This window comes from Planococcus faecalis (assembly GCF_002009235.1).
Classification (GTDB): Bacteria; Bacillota; Bacilli; order Bacillales_A; family Planococcaceae; genus Planococcus; species Planococcus kocurii.
The window spans coordinates 2764290-2788781 of sequence record NZ_CP019401.1 but is presented as its reverse complement, the minus strand read 5'-3'; the positions used below and the strand labels follow the sequence as shown (position 1 = coordinate 2788781).

Below are 24492 nucleotides of genomic sequence, written 5' to 3'. Positions count from 1 at the left end.
TGAGAGCCTGTAAAATCTAGATGCTACATTCTAAAAATGAGTATCCCGTATAGGGAATTTTATAAAAAAGTAAGACAGGAGGGAACAGCATGAATACAGGACACGTTCTTCAGGTTATGGGACCTGTTGTAGATATCAAGTTCGCTAACGGACAGCTACCAGCTATTTATAACGCCTTAACTGTAAATATTGATCGTCCCGGCCAAGATCAAGTCGTTTTAACGCTTGAAGTGGCTCTTCACCTTGGTGATGATTCAGTCCGTACAATCGCGCTGGAATCCACTGATGGATTACAACGTGGTTCAGTAGTAACTGACTTGGGCAAAGCAATTTCTGTTCCAGTTGGAGATGTAACATTAGGCCGTGTATTCAACGTGCTTGGTGAAGTTATCGATTTAGGGGAAGAAATTCCAGCAGCAGTGCGTCGTGATCCGATTCACCGTTTAGCACCTACATTTGAGCATCTTTCCACAGAAGTTGAAATTCTTGAAACAGGTATCAAAGTTGTCGATTTGCTTGCACCTTATATCAAAGGTGGTAAAATCGGTCTCTTCGGTGGTGCCGGGGTAGGTAAAACAGTTCTTATTCAAGAATTGATTAACAACATCGCACAAGAACACGGTGGTTTATCCGTATTCGCTGGTGTTGGTGAACGTACACGTGAAGGAAATGACTTGTTCTTTGAAATGAGCGATTCTGGCGTTATTAAGAAAACGGCTATGGTTTTCGGCCAAATGAACGAGCCACCGGGTGCACGTATGCGTGTTGCTTTGACTGGTTTGACAATGGCAGAATACTTCCGTGACGAACAAGGCGCTGACGTTCTTCTATTCATCGATAACATTTACCGTTTCACACAAGCAGGATCTGAGGTATCTGCATTACTAGGCCGTATGCCATCAGCAGTTGGTTACCAACCAACACTTGCTACTGAAATGGGTCAATTACAAGAGCGTATCACGACGACAAGCAAAGGGTCAGTAACATCGATTCAAGCAATTTATGTACCAGCCGATGACTATACGGATCCGGCTCCGGCTACAACTTTTGCTCACTTAGATGCAACGACTAACCTTGAGCGTAAACTTTCCGAGATGGGTATTTACCCAGCAGTGGATCCTTTAGCATCAACTTCTCGTGCATTGTCACCAGAAATTGTTGGCGAAGAACACTACGGAATCTCGCGTGAAGTTCAAGAAACTTTGCAGCGCTACAGAGAATTACAAGATATTATTGCAATCCTTGGTATGGATGAGCTAAGTGATGAGGACAAGCTGACGGTTAACCGTGCACGCCGCGTTCAAAACTTCCTTTCTCAAAACTTCCACGTTGCTGAACAGTTCACTGGCCAAAAAGGTTCTTATGTTCCAGTTCAAGAAACGATCAAAGGATTCAGAGGAATTCTTGATGGAAAATATGACCACTTGCCAGAAGATGCTTTCCGTTTAGTTGGACGCATTGAAGATGTTATTGCAAAAGCAAAAGGCATGGGCGTAGAAGTCTAAAACCAGGGACCAGGAGGGAAAAAAATGAAGACCATTACAGTCAATATTGTCACTCCCGACGGCCCGGTATACGATTCAGAAGTATCTATGGTTATTGCAGTTACAGCAACAGGTGAGATGGGTATTTTACCAGGTCACATTCCAACAGTAGCTCCTCTTGGAATCGGTGCAGTCCGATTAAAGAAAGACAACTCGACAGAATTAGTTGCGGTAAACGGCGGATTTCTTGAAATCCGTCCTGAAAAAGTGACTATCCTTGCACAATCGGCTGAACGCGCAACAGAAATCGATCTGTCTCGTGCTCAGGAATCCGCTAAACGTGCAGAAGCACTTTTACAGGCAAATAAAGATGAAATCGACTTTAAACGTGCAGAATTGGCGTTAAAGCGTGCGATGAATCGTATCAACGTTTATGAGGGTAATGTTTAAAGAAAAGTGAAAACGGCCGTTCAGCTCCGACAGGCATAAGACAGGCCAGCAATGTGGCGTTCTTTGCCACATAGCTGGGTTGGCTTATGACCCGAGGAGTTGGCCGTTGGAACTAGAAAATAAAGAAAAGCAGAAGCGGGCAAAAGGGCAATTGACTTTTGTCCGCTTTTTCAATTTACGAAAGGATGGATAACATGGAAAGCATGATTGGGCAAACAGCATTGATTTCTATTTTTAGCCATATTTTCTTCACCGGAGTTGCTTTTTATGCAATGCGTGCATTAATGTTTGAAAAATTTATTCACAAGCACCATGTGTTACAGGCTCAAATTCTGTATATTTTTCTTAGTATTTCAATAGGGACGATGGTATCTACTTTTTTCCTAAATATTTCATCTTGGTCTAGGCAATTGCCTTATCTGTTTTAAAATTGCCGTTTTGCCATGGCCTTGAAGTTCATAGCTGTGGCAAAACGGCAAAATTATATTTCCGGGGAAATAAAAGAGTATATAAGGTTTACGCTAATGACAGTGGGGAAAAGGTTTAATAGAAATACTTTTAAAACATGACTTTTAGCCCTAACGGACATAAAAGTGAATAGGTATACGAACAATGTAGTGTTCCGATTAATAATAGAACAAAATGAGAGTATAGTTGCTTGTTTTTTATTAAAAAAAAGGTAATATGAATAAGGTTTTGGTTCTAAATAATGACATTGGACTTTTAATTGTAGATGAGATATATAGATGAATATTAAACATATGGAGGGCATATTAGTGGATCAGATTATTGTAAAAGGCGGCCAAAAGTTAAAAGGAAAGGTACGGGTAGAAGGTGCTAAAAATGCAGTTCTCCCTGTATTGGCTGGAGCATTATTAGCTTCTAAAGGCTCAAGTGTAATTAAAGAAGTACCGAATTTAGCAGATGTATACACAATCCAAGAGGTCTTGAAAAGCTTGAACGTTTCCATTGAGTATTTCCCAGAAAAAAATGAAATGCTAATTGATTCTTCTGCAACGTTATCGAGTGAAGCACAATTTGAATATGTACGTAAAATGCGTGCCTCAATTTTGGTAATGGGACCAGTTCTTGCGCGTAATGGTTTTGCTCGTGTAGCGTTGCCAGGGGGCTGTGCAATTGGATCACGTCCCATCGATCAGCACTTAAAAGGTTTTGAAGCAATGGGTGCGAGCATTACATTTGGAAACGGATTTGTTGAAGCAAAAACAGTAGGTCGTTTACGTGGCGCGAAAATCTATTTGGATTTTCCGAGTGTAGGCGCAACTGAAAATATTATGATGGCTGCTGCTTTAGCAGAAGGCACAACACTTATCGAAAATGCTGCTAAAGAACCTGAAATTGTTGATTTAGCAAATTACATAAATGAGATGGGTGGTCGCGTTATTGGCGCGGGTACAGATACGATGCGCATCGAAGGTGTAGAAGAGATGCATGGTGCTGAACATTACATCATCCCAGATCGTGTTGAAGCAGGAACGTTTATGGTCGCAGCTGCAATTACAGAAGGCGATGTAACGATCGAAAACGCTGTGCCAGAACATATGACAGCTTTGATTTCCAAAATGGGTGAAATGGGTGTTGATATTCAAGAAACAGCAGAAGGATTGCGTATCCGTGCAAGTCGTCCGCTTCGGTCAATCGATATCAAAACAATGCCACATCCAGGATTCCCAACAGATATGCAATCGCAGATGATGTCATTAATGCTAACGGCAACTGGCAATGGTATTTTGACGGAAACAGTTTTTGAAAATCGCTTTATGCATGTGGAAGAATTCCGTCGCATGAATGCTTCAGTTAAAATTGAAGGGCGTTCGGTAATTATGGAAGGTCCATCAAAGCTTCAAGGAGCTGAAGTTGCGGCTACGGATTTAAGAGCTGCGGCTGCATTGATTCTGGCGGGACTTGCTGCAGATGGAATTACACGAGTAAACGAACTTTATCATTTGGATCGTGGCTATGTTAACTTTCATTTGAAACTAGCAGCTTTGGGCGCAGACATTGAGCGTGTAACTACTGAACAGATTGATGTTAAAGTTGAGCAATTGGTCTAATACGTTTATAAAGGGCTTGCGGCACTGTTTACCAGTCTCGCAAGCTTTTTCAATTGCTGTGAATAAATCGAGGAATTTTTGTCAATGAGATCTACATTATGATAAAATACTCTGTTAAGAGAATCTTTTTGAAGGTACATAAAAATGGTGGGAAATCTTTGTCAATGAGGAGTTTGCTATCGTTGAGTAGTAGGGGAGTCAAACGGATTTGTGCATTTTGTACATATGCCGTTCGAAAAGTGTTAGATTATAAGTCGTCAAACGGAATAACTGGTTTAAAAGGAGTGCGAGCTTAATGTTTTCTAAAGATATCGGAATCGATCTAGGGACTGCAAATGTATTAATATATGTTAAAGGCAAAGGAATCATTTTGAACGAACCTTCAGTAGTAGCCATGGATAAGAAAACAAATGAAATCGTGGCTATTGGAAAAGAAGCGCATAAAATGATTGGTAGAACGCCAAAACACATTGTGTCTGTCCGCCCATTGAGAGATGGAGTAATCCACGATTTTGATGTTACTGAAGCAATGCTGAAGCACTTTATTCATATTTTAAAGTTAAAGGGTTTTATGTCAAAGCCACGCATTCTAATATGTTGTCCGACGAATGTCACGAGTATTGAACAAAATGCAATCCGTGAAGTCGCAGAAAAAGCAGGTGCCAAAAAAGTATACGTGGAAGTCGAACCAAAAGTAGCGGCAATTGGTGCCGGTCTTGATATCTATCGACCAAACGCCAGCATGGTCATTGATATTGGTGGTGGGACGACGGATATCGCAGTTTTATCTATGGGTGATATTGTCACAAGTGAAACCATTAAAATAGCCGGTGACCGCTTTGATCAGCAGATAATGACTTATATTAAACATCACCATAAGTTGTTGATCGGTGAAAAAACTGCCGAAAAGATTAAGCAGGAAATTGGGACAGCAGTATCGTGTACCAAAGCAAAAGAAATAGAAATACGTGGACGTGATCTGTTAACGGCTTTTCCAAAAACGTTGATCATTACTTCACCGGAAATCGAAACTGCTTTGCGGGATTCGATTCAATCGATAGTTGAAGCAGCGCGAATGGTATTGGAGAAAACGCCACCTGAACTAGCGTCAGACATTGTGGAAAGTGGCGCAATTTTAACGGGTGGTGGCGCATTAGTGGACGGGCTGGATCAGTTATTAGCCGAAAAATTAGAAATCCCTGTTTCAATTGCCGAAAATCCATTGGAATGTGTTGTGTTGGGAACGGGTCTGATGCTGGAGGCGAAAGAAAATATTTTTCGCCACCGAAAATAAGGGCGATCGGCAGATAGTCAAAGTAGAATATTCTAGTTATACTACTAACTACAGTTTATCTATTCGAGTTTTGTTTGGAATTCGATAATTCAGTAGATGGAAAGGTTGACGGAGTGAATGGCTGAACTGAAGAAAAACTTTTCTCTTCGAAAAAAAACGTCTAAAGATGCAGCAAGTACAGAGAATCCGAAAAAGACGTGGTGGGTTCAAATACGGCTGTTTCCAATCTGGCTTCGTATTATCATTGTCATTGTATTGATTGCGTTAGCGGTTGTTTTAGGCGTCATGATTGGCTTTGGTGTCATTGGTGATGGTGAACCGGCGGATGCGCTGAAATGGGAAACTTGGCAGCATATAGTAGATATCATGAGTGGCAAATAGCGAAAAACTTCACCTAGTAGATGGCACTTGAAAAAAGAGTAGTAGACACTGTAAAGTAAGATAAAAGGAGCTGGATCAATTGTTGACAACAGAACAAATTCAAGCAATTTTACCTCATCGCTACCCATTTTTGATGGTAGACCGCATTTTAGAAATTGAAGCTGGCAAGAAAGCTGTTGGCTTAAAAAATGTATCGGCAAACGAAGAGTTTTTTAATGGGCATTTTCCAGGGTACCCTGTTATGCCAGGTGTTTTAATCGTTGAAGCGCTCGCACAAGTTGGTGCAGCCGCTGTGCTACAATTAGATGCCAATAAAGGCCGTCTAGCATTTTTTACAGGCATCGACAACTGCCGATTTAAAAGACAAGTTGTGCCGGGTGATCAGTTGCGTTTAGAAGTAGTATTGACAAAATTGCGCGGTTCAATGGGCAAAGGTCATGCAATTGCTACAGTGGATGGGGAAATTGCGTGCGAATGCGATATTCTCTTTGCACTGGGACCAGTAGCTTCAGCAGAGTAAGTTGCTAAAGCTGCACATCTAAATTTGGTGTTTGGAAATGGAGGCTAGTCATATGTACAAATCACTGCCACCAAGTGTGAAAAGCAGTATTACAAAATCCATCTCGAAAGTATTCGAAAAATACATGACTCAAATTGAATGGCAAGAAGAGAAATACCAGTTAGTCGACTTTCTGGCTGCTTGGAAAGCATATATTGAAAATGAGGCAAAGTGGTATAAACAAGTACCGGAAGAAACGAAGCTTGCTCCTGCATTTCACGAAAGTATTGCAGAAAGAATCAATCAAACAATTGAACGGATAGTAAACGAACCTCCTTCTGAAGAACAAGTTGCCCGCATTGAAGCCAAACAGGAACTTTTACATACCTCTTATGACTATGCATGCAGAGCAGAAGCGGATTTTATTGAAGAAAAGCTGGTAAAAAAATCACTCGATTAAAGTTTGAGTAAACGAATAAACATCGCTTCCATTCATTTAAGAATAAAAAAGCTGTTCCTGAAAGTCAGAATGTAGACTTTCAGGAACAGCTTTTTATATGGGATTTTAAGGTGCCATTAAGTTTCGTCTTTACGAAGCCCTGGCCGCGTACGCATATCGATTTCAAAGCGTTCGAGTAAGTCTTGGCCTTCAAGTCCATCTTCTAGCAACTCTGACAGCAAAGTTTCTGCGTATTTTCGACGAGCTCGTTTTAATGTACCTTTCATTAAGACTGAAACATGATCACCCATGATTTTCACATCATGAACTTCTACTTCAAAAGGGGCAGGTTCGTTTCCAGGATAAGAAATGACAACTTGGACGGCGACCGTCTCTTTTGTTTTTTTTAGCTGATCAAACGTCTCTTGATGTTCTAAATCAATCAGCATTTCAAGAATCCACGAGCGTTCACTATTTTCTTGGTTGATGATGATGCCGTCATTTACCGGATAATCCGTCACTTGGTCATCTTTTTCAATACCCAATGACAGCATTTTAAATGTTTTCATTTAGCAATGCCTCCTATACAACTTTGTTTCAGTATAGCATATTGAAGATTTGGCTGGCATACTGAAAAAGCTTGTTTGGAAATATCCAGATTCTACTAAAAATCAGTTTTGATTTGCAGTGCACTCGTATGAAAACTGAACAAACTCAACTAATAGCAGCGAAAACTATTTTTAGCAATCGATCAAAAATGAAATATGATAGAGGAAAAGCCCTGAAAAATTATTTTTCCTACTTTGCAAAGAATTCAATCTTCTTAGTATGCTCTAGTTAAGTAAAGGGGGTGAGAAAATGAATCAAGTTGGGATTGTAGGGCGTTTAACAAAAGATCCATCCATGCGAGTCATGAATGAAGGTCGGATACATACTTCCTTCATCGTTGCAGTTTCGAGAAACTACAAAAATCAGAAAGGAGAAATAGAAACAGATTTTGTACTTTGTTCCAGCTGGGGGAAACCGGCGCATAATGTCTCGAAATACTGCGTCAAAGGTTCACTCGTCGCAGTTACGGGACGTCTTCAGTCACGCTCCTACGATAAAGAAGACGGCACACGTATTTATGTGACAGAAGTACTCGGTGATCAAATTCGATTCCTCGATAAAAGAAAGTCACAAGAAGAAAATGCTCCGCAGTCAGAAGTGCCGCAAAACGATGCAGACTTCGATTTCCAACCGCCACAAACTGAACAAATCAATGCATAAATGAGTAAACAAAGGAGGCACTTAGCTATGCCAAAAGATGTGCAGCTGCAGCTAGAAGTGCATATGGAGCAATTAATCAAACTAACGGCTTTGCTCCATCAACGATTGGCAGAGGCCGAGCGGGAACTAAGTGAACTGAAAGTGATTTTCCGTTCGATTCAAAAAGGGTGAGTATTCGCGTCTAAAAGGGGAAATCCGGCCAGGTGGGGACCTGGCCGGATTATTTAACGCTAATTAAAGTGTGTAAGTAAATAATTCTTTCAAGTCGTGATCAGAAAGGTCGGTCATCCATTGACTCGATTGAATAAATTCTTCTGACATCGATTGTTTTTGAACCAATAACGAATCAATTTTCTCCTCAATCGTCCCGATTGTCACAAATTTATGAACATGAACAAATTGGGTTTGACCAATCCGGTAAGCACGGTCAGTCGCCTGATTTTCCACAGCTGGATTCCACCATCTGTCTGCATGTAAGACATGCGTTGCGGCTGTTAAGTTAAGACCCGTACCGCCTGCTTTTAAAGACAAGATGAAAATCGGGAATTTTCCAGCTTGGAACTGAGCCACTAAGGTATCCCGTTGTTGTTTTGGCATGCTGCCTGTTAAGAATGGCACTTCGTGTCCGTATAATTCATTGATTGCCTGTTGCAGCAAATGTCCCATCCCGATGTATTGCGTGAAAATCAAACATTGTTCCCCGCGTTCAGCAATTTCTCCGGCTAAGGTCACAATGCGCTCCAGTTTTTGAGAACGAGGCAAAACTTCAGCAGCGTTGGTATACGGCTCTTTCAAGTAAAGAGACGGATGATTACATAGCTGCTTTAATTTACTAAGCATTTTCAAGACTAGTCCTTTTTTCTCGAATCCTGTGAGCGTCTCCATTTTCTGCACCGTATCCTGGACAAGTCCTTCGTAAAGAGCCGCTTGCTCTGGTGTTAGTGGACAATATTCCAGCTGTTCTTGTTTTTCAGGCAAGTTTAACTGAAGATCCGGATCTTTTTTCGTCCGGCGTAGCAGGAACGGCTGAATCCGCTGACGTAATTTTTCTTTGTGTTCTTCAGAATTATCCCGTTCAATTGGAATCATAAAGTTTTCCTGGAATTGCTTAATCCGATAGAGATAGCCTTTGTTGATAAAATCGAAAATTGACCACAATTCAGACAAACGGTTTTCAATTGGTGTTCCTGTCAAGGCAATGTGATGGTCACCTTTGAATTTTCGAATGGTCCGGGATTGTTTTGTGTACATATTCTTGATGTTCTGCGCTTCATCGAGTGTAATACTCGACCAGTGCAAGCTTTGCATTTCCTCACCATCCGAAGAGGCGATGCCATAAGTCGATAAAACAACATCCGGTTTTTCTTCAGCTAAGAAGGCATTAAATTCTTCGCCTTTCGGACGGATGCTTCCGTAATGAGTGACGACCTTTAGCTCAGGCGCAAAACGTTCTAATTCTTTTTGCCAGTTGCCGAGCACTGAAGTTGGGCAGACGATGAGCGATGGTTGATCGGGATTTTTTCCATGGACATGAAGCAAGTAGGTGATCAACTGAACCGTTTTTCCAAGCCCCATATCATCTGCCAAACAAAGTCCAAAGCCTTCTTCACGCATAAACACCAAATAATCGAAACCAATTTTCTGGTAAGGACGTAGCTCTGTCAATAAATTCTGTGGCAAGGGTGTCTCAGGTAAGTCGCGTTTGTCCAGTAGTTTATCCAGCAATGTTTTTAGCGATCTGTTCAAATGGAATTCAACTAATGGATCTTCTTCATCAGCCGTTTCCTCCAACATGATATCAGGGACATTTTGGAACAACATATCTTTGATTGTCCAATCAGCATCTTCTGCTTCTTCAATCATTTTCCGCAATTGCATCAATAAGTTTGAATCGACACGCACCCATTCGTTCCCAATACGAATAAATTCTTTGTTCTCAGACACTAAGCGTTGGAAATCTTGCATGCTCAGCTCATGACCGTTTAAGGAAAACTGCCAGTCAAAATTAATGATTTGATCAAGCCCGACAACCGATGCTTTTTTGATTGGTGAATTGACATTCGCTTTGACGCGGATTTTTGATTCTTGAACAACTTTCAACCAAGACGGAATGGACACTTCAATACCGAAAGCTTGCAAAATTTCTGCATCATTGCGCAGAAACTCAAGAATTTCTGCGTCTGTCCATTCGGTATGATAAAAGCGATCTTCATCAAAACTTTCAATAGAAGGGCATAAACTCAGTAGCAACGATTGACGTTTTTTGATATCTTCAGCAAAAGAGCGCCATTTCTCTGGTAAAGCTTTATCGATGAGTTCATCTGCACGGCGCTTAGAAGGAGACCAGTAAACACTGCCACGCTTCGAACGCATAACCACTTTAAAAGACCAAAATTCATTAGCATCCGGTTCGCTCAGCTGCACTGCTACGACATAATCGTCAGCATCCGGTAACCCTTGCCAACCTGCTTGTTGAACAAAGCCTTGAATATAAGGAAGTTGGGCTACTGATAATCCTTTTTGGCGCAATTGATGTTGAATGGTATCAGCAAGAAACGTTCGAATTTCACTATCTCCATAGGCATCGTGAATGATAATATTATTTTCTTCAATTGTCACATGATCCCATAGCTTAGGATCACTTAACGAGTCTGCCACTTTTCCGGCAAGCTTCAACCAGCCTTCATCTTCAGCGCGCTGTCCGACAAATGTAACGTAATGGTGAGGTTCGCTTTGAAATAGACGAACAAAATCAGCGGGAGTCAAGACCAAATCCAGGCCATCAGTCTGTGCAGTCAAGCCAAAAAAGCTGTCTTTATCCAGAAAATATAAATACGACTTCCAGATTTCAGGAGGAATCCGGTTGCCGGCTTCATTGACCGCTTGAATACGGAAAAGTTCTCCACGGGTAATGGTTAAATAATAGAGACGGCTTCCTTCAGTTTGGAATTGATTCATATAAGATTTCCTTTCTCGATCTCTTCTTGCAGTGCACGCAGGCGTTTGTTCTGTGTCCGGATTTCAGCAATATAAGCAGTCCAAAAGTCCAGTTGGCCACTTTTTTTACAGGCTGCTTTCATCTTTTTCCAGATTCGGACCGCTTGTTTGTAGCTTGGACGGTTCCGTTCTTCAAGATGAGCCAGCGCGTATCGGTGAAAGAGCGGCAGCACATAGTCAGGTGCCTCATTCTGTACTTCTTTAAGACCGCACTCCTCTGCAAAATACAAAGGGGAATTGTGAAGGTGATGCAATTCTGCCCACTGTTTATACAATTGCTTTTCGATTAAATAAGCAGAGTACGCAGGCAACCCATAATGACCAAACTGCTTGAATAGATCTTCCCAGTCTAATTCGCTTAATTCGATTTGTGAAAACAAGCGACTGAGCGTTCGAACATATTGATGCCGGTATTGTGTATAGAGTCCTTCAAAGAGAAATGTTTTTACGTGAGGCTTGATGGCCAAGAGAATACTGGTCAGCGCTTGTAAGTGCCCTTCATTTTCAGCAAGAACAGCTAAAGCGACCCAGTCGTGTGTTTCGTTTGGCGATATTTTTTTAACGTCCAATTCTCTCTTTAACAAAACGGCAAAAAAAGTTTTTAAACGTTCATCCGGATTTTTAAATGCCAACAGTTCTTCTTCACGCAATCTGCTCGTAGTAAACAAGGTAGTCCAAAATAATTCGTAAAGTGAAAAACGCTGTGAAAATGATTGATCTTTTTCTTCTATAAACTCTCGGATTAAGATTTTCAAGTGTTCAAAAAAAGCATCTGTTTCGAATGTCCGGTGCTGCACGCGCAGTTGCTCAAGCAAATCCCGCAATGCATGGATTTCGTCATCAAACCAAGTCTTAAAAAACGAATGGTGAACTTCTTGTGTACCCGTGATAAAAGTCGCCCATACTTCCGTCAAAGAAATAAAATGAGCATAAGTGCGGTAAAGAACCTTCCATTCACGTTCTAAGGGCATATAAGACAATGCGTTTTTCAAACGACCATCATACATTTGTTCAAAATAAAAATAATTGCGTGTTGTGTAATCTGGAATTTCATCGCGCCAGATGCTGCGGATTAGCTTTGTCCACTGCTCAGGAGAGCGCTTCTCAGCTAATAAGGTAAGTTGTTTATTTTCAGGTTCACGCCAAGAGGCCACCCATTCAGAAAGAGAACCAATTTTTTGATACAGCGCAAAAATGACCGCCAATCGATGGCGGCACATCGGCTCCTGTGGACAAGCACAAATTGCCGTAAGCTTGTCAAAGTTCAAAATAACCTTCACTGCATGAGCATCTTTTACAATAGCTTCAAGTAATAAGCGTTCTTCGTTAAATGATTGAATTTGTACACCATCGTGTCGCACTAAAAAGACTGCTTTTCGAACCATTTCTTCATCCAACGCACGAGTCGGTAGAAGTGATTTGTCGATAGCAGCCATATAATTGTGAATCGTATCTTCGAATCTTTTCGCTAGGGATTGAACCGTAGCCATATGCATCGCCCCAAAATAGACTTTCCTTCTATTATACGACTTTCAGACTGCTCCGTAAACGGTGAACAATCGTTTAATGCGGCATAGCCTAAAAAATAGCAAATTTATTTCTGCTTAGTCCTCTTTTTGTGTAAGATAAATGGTATTATAAAAGTTATAAAGACCTAATTATATCGTTTTGGATAGGAGAATGATAGTTGTTCAATTCGTTTGTTTTAGAAATCCCCGACTTGCGTTCTGTTTTGCATCCGAAGGACGTTGGGGCTTGGGAAGTAGTCTATACGAAGGATGAATTGGTGTTTGGTAAAATCAGATGGCAAATTTCATCAGATGGTGATTGTTACAGTATCCATAACCCTCAATTGTTTCCAGAGCACCTAGCGCAAATACAGATTGATTTCAAAATGAACCGAATCGTTTTTTACAAACGGCAATTATCTGATGAGGAGTTTCATGTTTTGGTGGCATGTATTTTGGAACAACTATGTATTTATATTGAGCCAAACGAAATGCATTTTATGGTCACCACTCCACGTCACCGACATCAACGAACACGCACGAAAAAATAACAACGCGATTCTCCTGTGCCTACCAGCTAACCTATTTTGGTTAGTTGGTAGGCTTTTTCGTATTAAGTATTCTCTTGGCACAGGTAGATCGGTATAGAGTGCGATTTTGTAAGTAGTCGTGTGTGAGGAAGAACCTTTGTTAATCGTACTTAGTGAAAGAAATCTGTGCTTCAACTTCGTGAGAAAAAATTTGGGAGGATCACAAAGAACGATGAATCACAGAAATAGCATAAAAGTTGTGACAAAAAATGTTCATAAACGTCTACTATATAAGAAGGTTGTTATGCAATTCTATATTCGAGAAGAAACTTTTATGCTATAATTTATGTAATCAGAATATTACAAATAATTAGAGGGGTGAGTCATATGTTGCATGTAAAGCTCATGAAGCCATTCTATACAAAGAAAGAAGGGCATCTAGTAAAGTTTGTGTTTGCTTATCAGTACTTTTCAATTATGAAAGATGATGAGTTGTTTCACTTTATTCCCGTAGAAGGCAAAGAGATTATCGTCAACCTCAATACCTTTCAAGTAGAAAACCTTTCGGAAGTGTTCGTCTTTCAAAAAGGCAATCGCTTTATCCGCTTGCCTTTGTATCAATTGCTGCTCGTGTCGGATATCCACAAGCATCTTCAAGCAATAGTGCAAGAAGAAAGAGATGAATTGATTGAAGTGAACGAACAAACACGAAAAGAAGCAACCGATGCTATTTACTTTTTAGAGCAGGAAAACTACAGTCGCCTGATCGATGAAGCATTGAGTACAGGAAACCGAGCGATGTTCGATGAGTTATTAATTCAGCAGCGCGAATTACAACAATTACATGGAGGTTTGTAAAGTGGAATTAGTAGCCTATGGATAAAAAACGTCTTTCCAGATTGTAAGGGGAAGGCGTTTTTGAATGCAAAAACAAGCATGTTAAAAGCTCTTTTCCGTTTGAATCGGAAAAGAGCTTTTAAGTATCTACGTTAATCATATGTCACCCCTTACATTAAAGTGTAGAAATTGATAAATAGCATAACGGCTGTTGAGCCAGCTACTCCGATTGCAAGATCTCCCCAACCTAATTCAAGTACTTTATCGAAATTCATAATCATCCGCTCCTTTTTTGTTTTTTTATGGAGATCTTACAGGTAAGTTACGGTGTTTGCTAACTTGTTTTTAGTATAAATGAATGATTTGTGATAAACATCGTACAAAATAACTAAAAATTCTAAAAAATAAAATAAAAAGTTTCCTTTTATCCCGTTCTTGGATAATCTCGGCGTCCGGTGGATTGAACTATGTTATGCGTATTGGTACATTGAATCATAAGAACGGAACAGAAATGAATAGCAAAGGAGTTTTTCAATGAAATTTTATTTGTCTATGGACATGGAAGGCGTCACAGCATTGCCGGACTATACCTATGTAGATGCTAAAGAAAAAAATTACGAACGTGGACGTCGTTTGATGACAGCAGATGCCAATGCGGTTATTCATGGTTCAGTGGATGCGGGTGCTGACAAGTTGTTGGTCAACGACAGTCACTCGAAGATGAATAACCTAATTGCTGAGGAGTTGCAGGAAAGAGCGGAGTTGATTACGAGTGGAGTTAAAGCGTATTCTATGGTTGAAGGTTTAGATAGTAGTTTTACAGGTACTTTTTTTGCATATCATGCATGAGCAGGACAAAAAGGGGTTATGGCTCATTCCATGGTTTTTGCGGTGCGATCAATGTGGATTGATGACGTCGAAATTGGTGAGCTTGGTTTAATACCTATGTTGCCGGCTACTACGGGGTACCCGTATTGTTAGTAGCAGGAGACGATTGTGCGTGCAAAAAAGCACAAGCATTAATCCCGAACAGTACTATAGCAGCTGTTAAACAATCTCTAACGCGTTCAGCGGTGCAAACTTTGCAACCAAAAAAAGCACAACAGCTTCTACATGCACAAACTATACGTGCAATTGAGAACCGGGAAAATGTTAAACCACTCGTTCCACCGGACAAACCGCTATTAAAAATCGAGTTTACCAATTACGGTGAAGCAGAACTTGCCGCCAGGATGCCGGGGTGTGAATTGCAACAACAGACGACCATTGTTCATTTTCAAGCGAAAGATATACTAGAAGCGTACCGTGCCATGTTAGTAATGACGGAACTTGCGATGCAAGCAAAGTTCTGTTGAATCCCGATTTCAGTAAACAGTGTGTCTGAAGGGGTATACTGGAAAAAAACGTTAGTACATAAAAGGAGTAGATGATTTTGCGTAAATTACCAAGTCGATTAAAAAAAGGGGACTTAGTAGGTGTCATCGCGCCTTCGAGTCCACCCAATCAAGAAAGTCTTCAGAAAGCTTTACCATTTTTAGAAGAGCTCGGCCTAAGAGTCAAATTGGGAAACTCCGTGACTGCGGTCAATGGTTATTTGGCAGGAACGGATGAAGAACGTTTGGCCGATTTACACGCGATGTTTGAAGACCCAGAAGTGTCAGGCATTTTTTGTGCGGGTGGCGGCTACGGGGCAGCGCGTATAGCAGACCAAATTGATTACGCCATGATTAAAGAAAACCCGAAAGTGTTCTGGGGCTATTCGGATATTACCTTTTTACATACAGCTATCGGGGAATACGCCGATTTGGTGACGTTCCACGGGCCAATGTTAGCTTCAGATGTTGGCAAACCAGAATTCCATGAACGCAGTCGCCGCATGTTCAATCAATTGTTTGAACCATTTGAATTGCATTACACAGAAGAAGTCACGCCTCTCGAAACACTGGTCGGAGGGGTCGCTCAAGGCGAACTTGTCGGAGGCAATTTGTCTTTAGTCCGCAGTGCAATCGGTACCAAGTTCGATTTGGATGTGAAGGGTAAGATTTTACTGATCGAAGAAATAGATGAAGAACCGTGTGAAGTAGATGAAATTTTAAACCAGCTGCGCATGGCGCGGAAATTTGACGAAGCAGCAGGCATTGTTATTGGCGATTTCAAAAACGCTGAGCCAAATAAACGACAACCTTCGTTGACATTAGATCAGGTAGTCGATCATTACTTTGGTCAATTGAAGATACCTGTTGTCAAAGGCTTTAAAATTGGCCATTGTGAACCCCATTTTTCTGTACCACTTGGTGCGCTTGCACGTTTAGATGGCGATGCTAAAACCTTGACTATTCTTCCGGGTGTCGAATAACTGGTTCTAAATTAGAACAGAAATGGAGTGAATCGTTTGTTGCAGACAGAATCCACGGCATGGGTATGTCGTGTTCCGGTTGCAACCGTTTGGACAGCACCAGAAAAAGCGCGTGCGGTCGATGCGGAAGGAATTGCGGAACACCCTAATTTGAACAACTGGCTACGAACTATGAGCCGGGAAGACAAACAAGACTTAGTTGATAGCAACCGAATCCAAACGCAACTCCTATACGGGGAACCTGTGTTGATTGAGGAGGTAGTAAACGGCTGGGCGAAAATCATGGCGCTTTGGCAACCATGCCAAAAAGATGAACGTGGCTATCCAGGATGGGTACCTAGTAGTCAATTAAAAGAAGTCGAAAACTTAACAGAACTTGACTATGCCCGTGTTACGCATCATAAAGCACAACTGTGGACAGAGAATTTCAAGCCGCTAAAAGTGGTGTCGTTTAATACAATGTTACCCGTCAAAGAAATAGCTGACTTTATTCGTTTGCAAACGCCTGATGGAGATGCATTCATTATGGCAAATACGGTGGAAATAGTTAGTGCGTATAACCAAAGTCCAAAAGGAAATGGATTGGACATCGCCAATCTTGGAGCGGAGTTTTTGGATTTGCCTTATTTATGGGCAGGGATGTCGAGCTATGGTTATGACTGTTCAGGTTTTACGTATAATTTAATGAAAGCCAATGGCGTCATTATTTCGCGTGATGCGGTAGACCAAGTACTTGAAGGCATTGAAATTGACCTGCATGCACAAAACACGTGGCACATTGGTGATTTGTTGTTTTTTGCTTACGAGGAAGGACGAGGCAAACTTCATCATGTGGGTGTTTATTACGGCAATGGTTTAATGCTTCATTCGCCTACTCCTGGAAAATCGGTTGAGATCATTGAATTGGCAGGAACAAAGCATGCCACCGAGTTATGTGCAGTCCGCCGATTTGTAGATGAAGAAGCGTAGCGTTAAAGAAAAAACGCCTCATTTTATTTCAGGCGCCACCGAATGACGGATACTTACTGCGTAAATTTGTCTGGATAGCCTATTTGTTTAAAGGTGAAATAGAAGCTGAATTGTGGTACAATAAGCAGATAGCGTTTTAAAAAGAGAGGCGTGGTAATGATGGCATTCCAACCCCATGAAAAAGAAGTATCTGAATTCGTAGCAGCGCGCTACATAGGCGAATGGATTTCGTTCACTCGCAACGGCGTCGATGTTAACGGCACAATCTTTAAAATTATGGACAACTCGGTGATTGTTGAAATTTCACCAGAAGACGCAAAAGAAATTGGTGCGGCATCCAACATGACCGTAATTTCACATAAGAAATACCGAATCACGGAAGCGTGATTCGGTGAGAAGGAGGCTGTTCGCCATGAACAGCCTCTTTTTTTTTGAGTGTTTTGGTTTCAATCCGTCCCTCCCGTAACGCGCTTTTGCTAGAGAGCGGAGGTGTCTGTAGTTTTTAAGAAACTGTGGCGATAGTTATGATGGGGAGCCATCAGCATGGCCCATATGGTCGATTCGAAAGCGTTCGCTTGAAGCAATTTCTTCGTTTTCACGCGTAGATGTCAGACCAGATATCTAAGTCTTTCGACTCAAAGCGATTAAAAAATGGAAAATGTACCAGCTAATTCATTCCAAAGGTGACGCTTTTTTGGTAAAGTAAAGTGAAGCAGAACGTTAATTGCCTTGAAAGGAACTATACGCATGATATCGGACTTTAAATTCTGGCATTTTTTCTCTAGACAAGGGCAACTTATACATAATATACAAACGACTGAAATGCGCAATGTCAACAAACGCATTGCCTGCATCATTGCCATCGGTCTGTTGGTTTTTGCCATCGGTGAAGTTTGGGGCATGAATACTTCTTCATTGACGCCACTGTTATCAGCGGGGATGTGGGACGCTTATACGTTGGCACGTTGGACTTCGCTTATGGGCACACTTCTTTGGGCTGGGTTTTATGTAGCTTTCCATTTATATGGAGCTTCTTTTTTATTCAGCAAAATTCTGAAGATGCCGTGGCGAGGCGCGATTATCATGCAAATGTATGTGACTGCTTTACTGGTCATCGAAAAAGGGTTGATTTTCTTACTGTTTGCTGTGACTGGTTTTACGACGTCTGTTTCATTTTTCTCGTTCGGACCGATTGCCGCGACGTTTTTGGATAATCATTTCTTGATTTATTTCTTTAACCAACTGACTGTATTTACTTCCTTAATCATCGCTGTACAATATCGTTTTATCCGCAGCTTTACAAAAATCAGCCCGAAACTGATTTTATTCGGCTTGATTATGCTGCATATTTTCGTAGCACTATTCGTAGCCTTGTTTAGCCTGGTTCCGGTAAACGACATGTTGAGTGGTTTCATGGAAGGGGGCAACCCATTTGAATAAGTTCTTTTTTGTCGGTTTATCGGTAGCAGTTGTTGCTTTTTTGACAGCTAATGCTCTTTTGCTATTTGGTGAGAAAAGCATTTTGCCGAAAAGCGTGTATGTCAGTGATTATGAACAAAGTTATGCCCGTACATACGATACGGAATTGTTCAAAGAAGCTCTAACAGCTCCGCAAGGAATCGTGGAAATTTATGTTCAAGATCATGAAGCACTTGAACAATGGACCGTGAGTGAAGGAGACCGCGTAACAGCAGGATCTGAGCTAGCGCTATTAAACGAAGCAGAAACAGAAGAACAGCGTGCGGCGTGGGAAACACAGAAAACGGCTTTAGAAGGGCAGCAAACCGAAGTGAGAAGCTCGCTTGCCACACTTCAACAGGCTAAAAACGCTCAAAGCGGCCCTGTATCACAAGATGCGTCAAATAATTCCGAAGTTACCAACGAAGACGGTGAAACCATCGAGTTTGACGTCAATGTGTCTGTCGGTGTAGCGGTTCCACAAGATGGCTCTTACGCTGCAGGCATTGCTCAAGCAGAACAACAATTGGCTTCTATTGAATCACAATTAGCGGTATTGAATGCGCAATTGTCACAAAGCTTGTCGAACCCGTCTGTCATCAGTCCCGTAGATGGAACGGTGTCCAAAATCAACCGCGACACAGCACCGTTAAGTATTGAAATTTATTCCGATGAAAAAGTATTTCTTAGCTATGTGTTAGAAGATGAATGGCCGTTAGTCCAAGTCGCAGATGCAGTTAAAATTCAAGGCGAAGGCATTGATGGGATAGCTACGGGGACAGTCCAAAGCGTTTCTGAAGTGCCAGCTGAAAAATCCAAATGGCTAGAAGCCTATCATCAGTTAGATCCAAAAGAGCAAAACAACCCACTGGCGTATTACGAAATTCGAGTGGTGGCGGATACGCCGATTGAAGAGGTAATGCCCTTTGGCACTAACGTCAACACGTCGATTACAGTAGAAAAAGCTGAAAATGCGGTTGCATTACCGACAGCTTGGCTTTTCGACTACGACGGAGTAGATGGCAAAACACATGTATTGAACATTAATGGTCGTCCACAGACATTGCCTGTAACTACCGATTTTGAAGACGGCGCGAAAGCCGTATTGTCAAAAGGGCCAGAAGCCGGAACGGTTATTATTCATGAAGACAAGCTCGAGACTTTTGTCTCGCCGCCAAAAGTCTTTATGCCATTCCCAGGACGTCAACCCAATTTTGAAGATGCGAAAAACACGTCTTGGCGTGCTTACGTTGAATACGTCTTGGCGCGTTAAACAAGCAAAAAACCCGGAAGCAACAGCTTTCGGGTTTTTGACTGTTTTAGAAAGACTGGATATCATCAGTTAGAACGAGCAATCATGTACGATAGAGTAAGAAAAAACGTGAATTTCGACTTGCCGTTAAAAGTAGACGAACGGAGTGTGTAGAATGGAAAAAACAGATTGGCGATTTAAAATAGCTCACAAAGAAGCATGGATTGGCGTCGGGTTGGCATTGTTTAATTTTATTTGGTGGTTTGGTTTTGCGTATGGTCTCGGTTCACGACCTGTTGACGAGTACAGCTACATTTTCGGTTTGCCAGATTGGTTTTTTTACAGTTGTGTCGTTGGCTTTTTGCTGATTTCGGTATTGGTCATCGTCGTGGTCCATTTTTTTTTCACAGAAGTACCGTTTGACGAAGAGGAGGATTCATGATGAATTATGCAGTATTGGTGCCGATGATTGTCTTTTTACTGGTCATTTTCTTTATCGGCTATTGGTCGAGTCGTAAGTTGTCGACGTCTTCCAATTTCATTAGTGATTATTTCCTCGGCGGTCGTGAACTTGGTGGCTTCGTACTGGCGATGACGATGGTCGCGACTTACGGCAGTGCGTCGAGTTTTCTTGGTGGTCCCGGCACGGCCTATACGATGGGATTTGGTTGGGTGCTGCTCGCCATGGCACAAGTCGTAACCGGTTATTTTGTGTTAATGATCCTCGGTAAAAAATACGCCATTATGGCACGCCGCTACAAAGCAATTACGATGATTGATTTTTTGAAATCACGTTACAACAGTTCAGCTGTCGTATTGCTATCTGCTTTTAGCATTATTGTTTTTCTTTTCTCAGCGATGGCAGCACAGTGGATAGGCGGGGCACGCCTTGTCGAGTCACTAACGGGTTTATCGTATAATTCAGCGCTGTTTTTGTTTGCGGTTAGTGTACTTGTTTACGTTACAATTGGCGGTTTCCGCGCAGTTGCACTGACAGATGCTGTTCAAGGCGCCGTTATGCTAGTCGGGACACTGGTGTTGTTGGTCGCAGTTATTAGTGCAGGCGGCGGCATTCCGAATATCGTGAATGACCTGATCAATGAAAACCCGAATTTGGTGACGCCTTATGGTGCAACTGGTGATTTAACGGCCGCTTACGTGTCATCATTTTGGATTTTGGTTGGTGTCGGCGTAGTTGGCTTGCCGCAAATTGCGGTGCGTGCCATGTCTTATAAAAATTCGCGTTCGATGCACCGAGCTTTGATTATTGGAACCCTTGTCACCGGTGTGATTATGCTCAATATGCATTTGATCGGCGTCTTTGCACGCCCCGTGATGCCAGGTATTGAAATTGGCGACAAAGTGATTCCACTGATTGCACTGGAAACCTTGCCGCCTTGGGTAGCGGGCATCGTTCTTGCCGCTCCAATGGCTGCCATTATGTCAACAGTCGATTCGTTGCTCCTGCTAGTTAGCTCGTCGATTGTGAAAGATGTTTACTTAAATTACGTAAAACCTGACGCCACGATCCAAACGATCAAGCGCATTTCTTTTGGTGTGACAGGGGTTCTTGGCGTTATTGTCTTTTTACTAGCATTAAATCCACCAGAACTATTAATTTTCTTGAATCTATTTGCCTTCGGTGGCCTAGAAGCCGCTTTTATTTGGCCGATTGTTCTTGGGTTGTACTGGAAGTGGGGCAATAAATACGGCGCGATTGCATCGATGGCAACAGGGATTAGTAGCTATATCGCTTTGCATTTTTATAACCTGGAAAACGGCAATCTGTTCGGTGTGCACACAGTGACCATGCCGGTGCTGTTATCACTCGCTGCTTTTGTTGTATTTAGTTTATTGATTGACAGAAAGGCCTATCAGTATAATGTTCCTACGCTTAAATAAGGGCTAGGTACAAAATGATAAAATAAATGCTTGTCCTAGGATAGGCGAAAGAAGGTCTGTACAATTGACTCCTTGGAAAATTTACGGCATCTTAACAGCTGTCATGATTGTGTGGGGCTTTAACTTATCTGCTGTTAAATACATGTTGGAATTTATCGACCCCGTCACTTTAACGGCATTTCGAATTTTGTTGGCGGGAATATCGGTAATGGCGATACTCGCGAGCTTTAGAATGCTCAGATGGCCAGTCAAAAGTGAATGGAAATTTATCTTCCTCGGTTCGTTACTCAATGTAGTGGCCCACCATTATTTCTTGTCAAACGGCTTGTCTATTACGACCGGTTCGAATGCAGGGCTAATTCTAGGTACGGGGCCGATGCTAACAGCCGTGCTGGTGTCTCTGATCATGCGCAATTATCCGTCTAAACTGCAGTGGCTCGGAGTAGTGGTTGGCTTTGCCGGAGTGGCGGCTACCGTCATGGTAGGAAATGGTGCAGCTAGCGGATTGAATACGGGTGACATTTTTGTCTTTATCTCGATTTTAGCGCAAGTCTTAAGTTACATTGTGATCGCTAACGCTGCACGTACCTTAGACCCGCGCATATTGACGGGGTATATGTTTGTGACAGGTGCACTCGTGTTGTTCGTTATTTCACTCCTACAAGAACCCGGTGAAATCCAAGCGTTTGCTGCTGTACCTGTATCCTTTTGGGTTGCATTCGGATTTTCCGCGATGATTGGAACGGCCGTTGGTCACATGCTCTACAATTATTCAATTGGACAAGCAGGACCAACAAAAGCAGCTATTTTCATGAACTTGAATACTTTGTTTTCGTTAGTAGGAGCCAGTGTGATTTTAAATGAAAAAATCACAGTCGGTCATATTTATGGATTGGTGCTCATTGTAATCGGCGTGCTATTCGGTTCTGGTGCCGCTGAAGACTTATTAAAAAAACGTAAAAAGCGGCTCTCGTCTTGAGCCGTTTTTTTCTGTCTAAGTCGGTATTGCGACAAGGAGACTTGCTATTTTTAAGTCGCCGCTCTTTTTATTTAGACGAAGTTTTACTATAATAAATTAGAGATAGCTAAACAGCTTTAGACAACTAGAGGAGTGAAAAGCCGTGGCCACATTATGGGGGACGCCAGAGAAATTACAGGAATTATTGTGTGAACTTGTTAGTTGGAAAAGCTTAACGTTGACGGATGGAGAAGTAGAGTTTGCTTACAAGCTTCAAGACAAATTAATGGAGCTGCCCTATTTTCAAGCAAACCCAGAACATATCAGCATGGGTGAAGTAAACTGGGGGCGTCAAAGCGTAACGGCTCTTTATAAACACCCAGAAGCGGTAGACACCATTGTCTTGCTGAGCCATTTTGATACGGTACACACAGGAGAATATGGAGATTTGGAACCTTTAGCATGCAGTCCCCAGTTACTAGGCGAAGCTTTTCAGCAGATTCGCGATGAACTCGATGCAGATACCGTACGTGATCTTGATTCTGGAGAATACCTCTTTGGCCGTGGAACGATGGACATGAAAGCAGGTCTTGCGCTTCACATGGCGTTGGTCGAAAAAGCATCAATCGAACAGTGGCCGATCAACTTATTGTTGATGACCGTTCCGGATGAAGAAGTAAACTCAGCAGGCATGCGCTACGGGGTAACTAGGCTGCTCGACCTCGAACGCGAACACGGGCTGGAATTTATTTTGTTTCTAAACGGTGAACCGGTTTTTGCGATGAAGCCAGGTGACACAGCGCATTATTTATATACGGGGTCCATCGGTAAAATCATGCCATCGGCTCTTTTTTACGGCAAGGAAACACATGTCGGCGAACCGCTTTCAGGCATCACGTCGAGCTATATTTCCACATACTTAACGCACCGGATGGAATGGAATTCTAGCTTTAGAGAAGTGGTTTACGGCGAACCTACGCCGTTACCCGTGACATTAACGCAACGTGATATGAAAGAAGAATACTCAGCGCAAACACCTTACCGCACTTCTGCGATGTACAATGTCTTTACGATGGAACGCAATGCAGAAGAAGTATTTGACATTTTCGAAAATGTGGCAAAAGGAGCGGCTGCTCATTGCGAACGTGATTATTACGCCATGTGTGAACGTGAAAACATCGAACCTGTCGGTGGCATTAACGTCATGCGCTACGAAAAACTAATGGAATACGCACGCACTAAATTTGGCCACGATTACATTACAGACTTACTGCGTGACACGTTAATGCATCCTGAGTGGGACGTTCGTGAAAAATCCATGCATGTTACAGACATTTTGCTTATCAACTGCCAAGAACTAACGCCAGCAATGGTGTTAATGTACGCACCGCCTTTTTACCCGCCAGTAAACTCATCTGAAAATGAACTGGTTAAACGCTGCGTTGCACAAGTCATAGAAAACGCCAAAGAAAAATTTGATTTAGATGTTAAACAAGGTCACTTTTTTAACGGCATCTCAGACCTCAGCTATGTTAGCTACAAAGACCAAAGCGACGGCTGGGTCACTTATGAAAACAACACACCGGTTTACGGCGATTCCTACAGCATTCCGTTTCAAGCGATGAAACAATTATCTGCGCCTGTTCTCAATGTTGGGCCATACGGCAAAGACGCACACAAACGCACAGAACGACTGCACATCAAAAATACATTTGAAGAAATGCCGATTCTCTTAGAACAAATGATTTTATCCATTCCAGTAAAAAGTCGCCACTAAGGCGGCTTTTTTTTATGGTTTTTGCTCGTGAAAAGAGTCTATGGGCTTTGGGCATAT

Annotated in this window: 24 protein-coding genes and 1 pseudogene; 22 read left to right on the top strand and 3 right to left on the bottom strand. The window is 42.0% G+C overall.

Annotation, left to right across the window (positions count from 1 at the left end; all coding sequences use genetic code 11):
* Nucleotides 1-89 precede the first annotated feature (89 nt).
* The 8 genes from atpD to AJGP001_RS13805 all read left to right on the top strand — a co-directional run bounded on the left by atpD (nt 90) and on the right by AJGP001_RS13805 (nt 6643).
* Entirely contained in the window at nt 90-1505 is a 1416-nt protein-coding gene (atpD, locus tag AJGP001_RS13840; RefSeq protein ID WP_058384470.1) for a F0F1 ATP synthase subunit beta, read from the top strand.
* Nucleotides 1506-1529: 24 nt separating this feature from the next.
* A complete protein-coding gene (locus AJGP001_RS13835) occupies nt 1530-1934 on the top strand; it encodes a F0F1 ATP synthase subunit epsilon (protein ID WP_071153054.1) in 405 nt (134 codons plus the stop codon).
* 194 nt (nt 1935-2128) lie between these two features.
* Nucleotides 2129-2362 carry a DUF1146 family protein gene (locus tag AJGP001_RS13830; RefSeq protein WP_078080669.1) on the top strand — a complete coding sequence of 78 codons (234 nt, stop codon included), beginning with the start codon at nt 2129-2131 and terminating at the stop codon, nt 2360-2362.
* 348 nt (nt 2363-2710) lie between these two features.
* The gene (murA, locus tag AJGP001_RS13825) at nt 2711-4009 is read left to right on the top strand and encodes a UDP-N-acetylglucosamine 1-carboxyvinyltransferase (RefSeq protein ID WP_071153056.1); all 1299 of its coding nucleotides are present in this window, start codon (nt 2711-2713) and stop codon (nt 4007-4009) included.
* A 295-nt stretch (nt 4010-4304) separates the two neighbouring features.
* Nucleotides 4305-5303, top strand: a complete 999-nt coding sequence (gene mreB, locus AJGP001_RS13820) for a rod shape-determining protein (RefSeq protein ID WP_058384474.1) — start codon at nt 4305-4307, stop codon at nt 5301-5303.
* 117 nt (nt 5304-5420) lie between these two features.
* Nucleotides 5421-5684 carry a DNA-directed RNA polymerase subunit beta gene (locus tag AJGP001_RS13815; protein WP_078080668.1) on the top strand — a complete coding sequence of 88 codons (264 nt, stop codon included), beginning with the start codon at nt 5421-5423 and terminating at the stop codon, nt 5682-5684.
* A 79-nt stretch (nt 5685-5763) separates the two neighbouring features.
* The gene (gene fabZ / locus AJGP001_RS13810) at nt 5764-6204 is read left to right on the top strand and encodes a 3-hydroxyacyl-ACP dehydratase FabZ (RefSeq protein ID WP_058384476.1); all 441 of its coding nucleotides are present in this window, start codon (nt 5764-5766) and stop codon (nt 6202-6204) included.
* Between the two features lie 52 nt (nt 6205-6256).
* On the top strand, nt 6257-6643 hold the full coding sequence (locus AJGP001_RS13805; protein ID WP_071153058.1) for a hypothetical protein: 387 nt from the start codon (nt 6257-6259) through the stop codon (nt 6641-6643).
* 116 nt (nt 6644-6759) lie between these two features.
* Here AJGP001_RS13805 and AJGP001_RS13800 read toward each other — a convergent pair whose 3' ends face one another.
* The gene (locus AJGP001_RS13800) at nt 6760-7191 is read right to left on the bottom strand and encodes a YwpF family protein (RefSeq protein ID WP_071153059.1); all 432 of its coding nucleotides are present in this window, start codon (nt 7189-7191) and stop codon (nt 6760-6762) included.
* A gap of 289 nt (nt 7192-7480) precedes the next feature.
* Between AJGP001_RS13800 and AJGP001_RS13795 the strand changes: the two genes are divergently transcribed.
* Both AJGP001_RS13795 and AJGP001_RS17560 read left to right on the top strand, forming a co-directional pair.
* Nucleotides 7481-7891: a single-stranded DNA-binding protein gene (locus AJGP001_RS13795; protein WP_058384479.1), complete on the top strand. Its 411-nt coding sequence runs from the start codon at nt 7481-7483 to the stop codon at nt 7889-7891.
* Nucleotides 7892-7918: 27 nt separating this feature from the next.
* Nucleotides 7919-8062 carry a hypothetical protein gene (locus AJGP001_RS17560; protein ID WP_169793176.1) on the top strand — a complete coding sequence of 48 codons (144 nt, stop codon included), beginning with the start codon at nt 7919-7921 and terminating at the stop codon, nt 8060-8062.
* A gap of 63 nt (nt 8063-8125) precedes the next feature.
* Here the strand turns inward: AJGP001_RS17560 and AJGP001_RS13790 are convergent, their stop codons facing one another.
* Both AJGP001_RS13790 and AJGP001_RS13785 read right to left on the bottom strand, forming a co-directional pair.
* Nucleotides 8126-10849 (bottom strand): DEAD/DEAH box helicase, encoded by a 2724-nt coding sequence (locus AJGP001_RS13790; RefSeq protein WP_058384480.1) that lies wholly within the window; start codon nt 10847-10849, stop codon nt 8126-8128.
* Nucleotides 10846-12378 (bottom strand): hypothetical protein, encoded by a 1533-nt coding sequence (locus tag AJGP001_RS13785; protein ID WP_058384481.1) that lies wholly within the window; start codon nt 12376-12378, stop codon nt 10846-10848. Before AJGP001_RS13785 ends, AJGP001_RS13790 begins: the two co-directional genes overlap by 4 nt.
* A 197-nt stretch (nt 12379-12575) precedes the next feature.
* Between AJGP001_RS13785 and AJGP001_RS13780 the strand changes: the two genes are divergently transcribed.
* From AJGP001_RS13780 to AJGP001_RS13725, 12 genes and pseudogenes are all read left to right on the top strand, one after another.
* The gene (locus tag AJGP001_RS13780) at nt 12576-12947 is read left to right on the top strand and encodes a hypothetical protein (protein WP_071153061.1); all 372 of its coding nucleotides are present in this window, start codon (nt 12576-12578) and stop codon (nt 12945-12947) included.
* A 366-nt stretch (nt 12948-13313) separates the two neighbouring features.
* Nucleotides 13314-13784, top strand: a complete 471-nt coding sequence (locus tag AJGP001_RS13775; RefSeq protein ID WP_058384483.1) for a hypothetical protein — start codon at nt 13314-13316, stop codon at nt 13782-13784.
* 513 nt (nt 13785-14297) lie between these two features.
* Nucleotides 14298-15118: pseudogene (locus AJGP001_RS13770) on the top strand (M55 family metallopeptidase).
* Nucleotides 15119-15195: 77 nt separating this feature from the next.
* A complete protein-coding gene (locus AJGP001_RS13765) occupies nt 15196-16119 on the top strand; it encodes a S66 peptidase family protein (RefSeq protein WP_078080667.1) in 924 nt (307 codons plus the stop codon).
* A 36-nt stretch (nt 16120-16155) separates the two neighbouring features.
* Nucleotides 16156-17088, top strand: coding sequence for a C40 family peptidase (locus AJGP001_RS13760; protein ID WP_071153063.1), 933 nt, complete (start codon nt 16156-16158; stop codon nt 17086-17088).
* Nucleotides 17089-17244: 156 nt separating this feature from the next.
* Nucleotides 17245-17475 carry a DUF2187 family protein gene (locus AJGP001_RS13755; protein WP_237150114.1) on the top strand — a complete coding sequence of 77 codons (231 nt, stop codon included), beginning with the start codon at nt 17245-17247 and terminating at the stop codon, nt 17473-17475.
* 360 nt (nt 17476-17835) lie between these two features.
* Nucleotides 17836-18528, top strand: a complete 693-nt coding sequence (locus AJGP001_RS13750) for a hypothetical protein (RefSeq protein WP_245830197.1) — start codon at nt 17836-17838, stop codon at nt 18526-18528.
* Entirely contained in the window at nt 18521-19819 is a 1299-nt protein-coding gene (locus tag AJGP001_RS13745) for an efflux RND transporter periplasmic adaptor subunit (RefSeq protein ID WP_071153102.1), read from the top strand. Before AJGP001_RS13750 ends, AJGP001_RS13745 begins: the two co-directional genes overlap by 8 nt.
* A 154-nt stretch (nt 19820-19973) precedes the next feature.
* On the top strand, nt 19974-20240 hold the full coding sequence (locus AJGP001_RS13740; RefSeq protein ID WP_058384487.1) for a YhdT family protein: 267 nt from the start codon (nt 19974-19976) through the stop codon (nt 20238-20240).
* Complete coding sequence (panF, locus tag AJGP001_RS13735) at nt 20240-21700, top strand: sodium/pantothenate symporter (RefSeq protein WP_058384488.1); 1461 nt, start codon at nt 20240-20242, stop codon at nt 21698-21700. The genes AJGP001_RS13740 and panF overlap by 1 nt, the downstream gene beginning before the upstream one ends.
* Before the next feature lie 64 nt (nt 21701-21764).
* Complete coding sequence (locus AJGP001_RS13730; protein ID WP_078080666.1) at nt 21765-22679, top strand: DMT family transporter; 915 nt, start codon at nt 21765-21767, stop codon at nt 22677-22679.
* Nucleotides 22680-22821: 142 nt separating this feature from the next.
* Complete coding sequence (locus AJGP001_RS13725) at nt 22822-24435, top strand: M20/M25/M40 family metallo-hydrolase (RefSeq protein WP_071153064.1); 1614 nt, start codon at nt 22822-22824, stop codon at nt 24433-24435.
* The last annotated feature ends 57 nt before the right edge of the window (nt 24436-24492 follow it).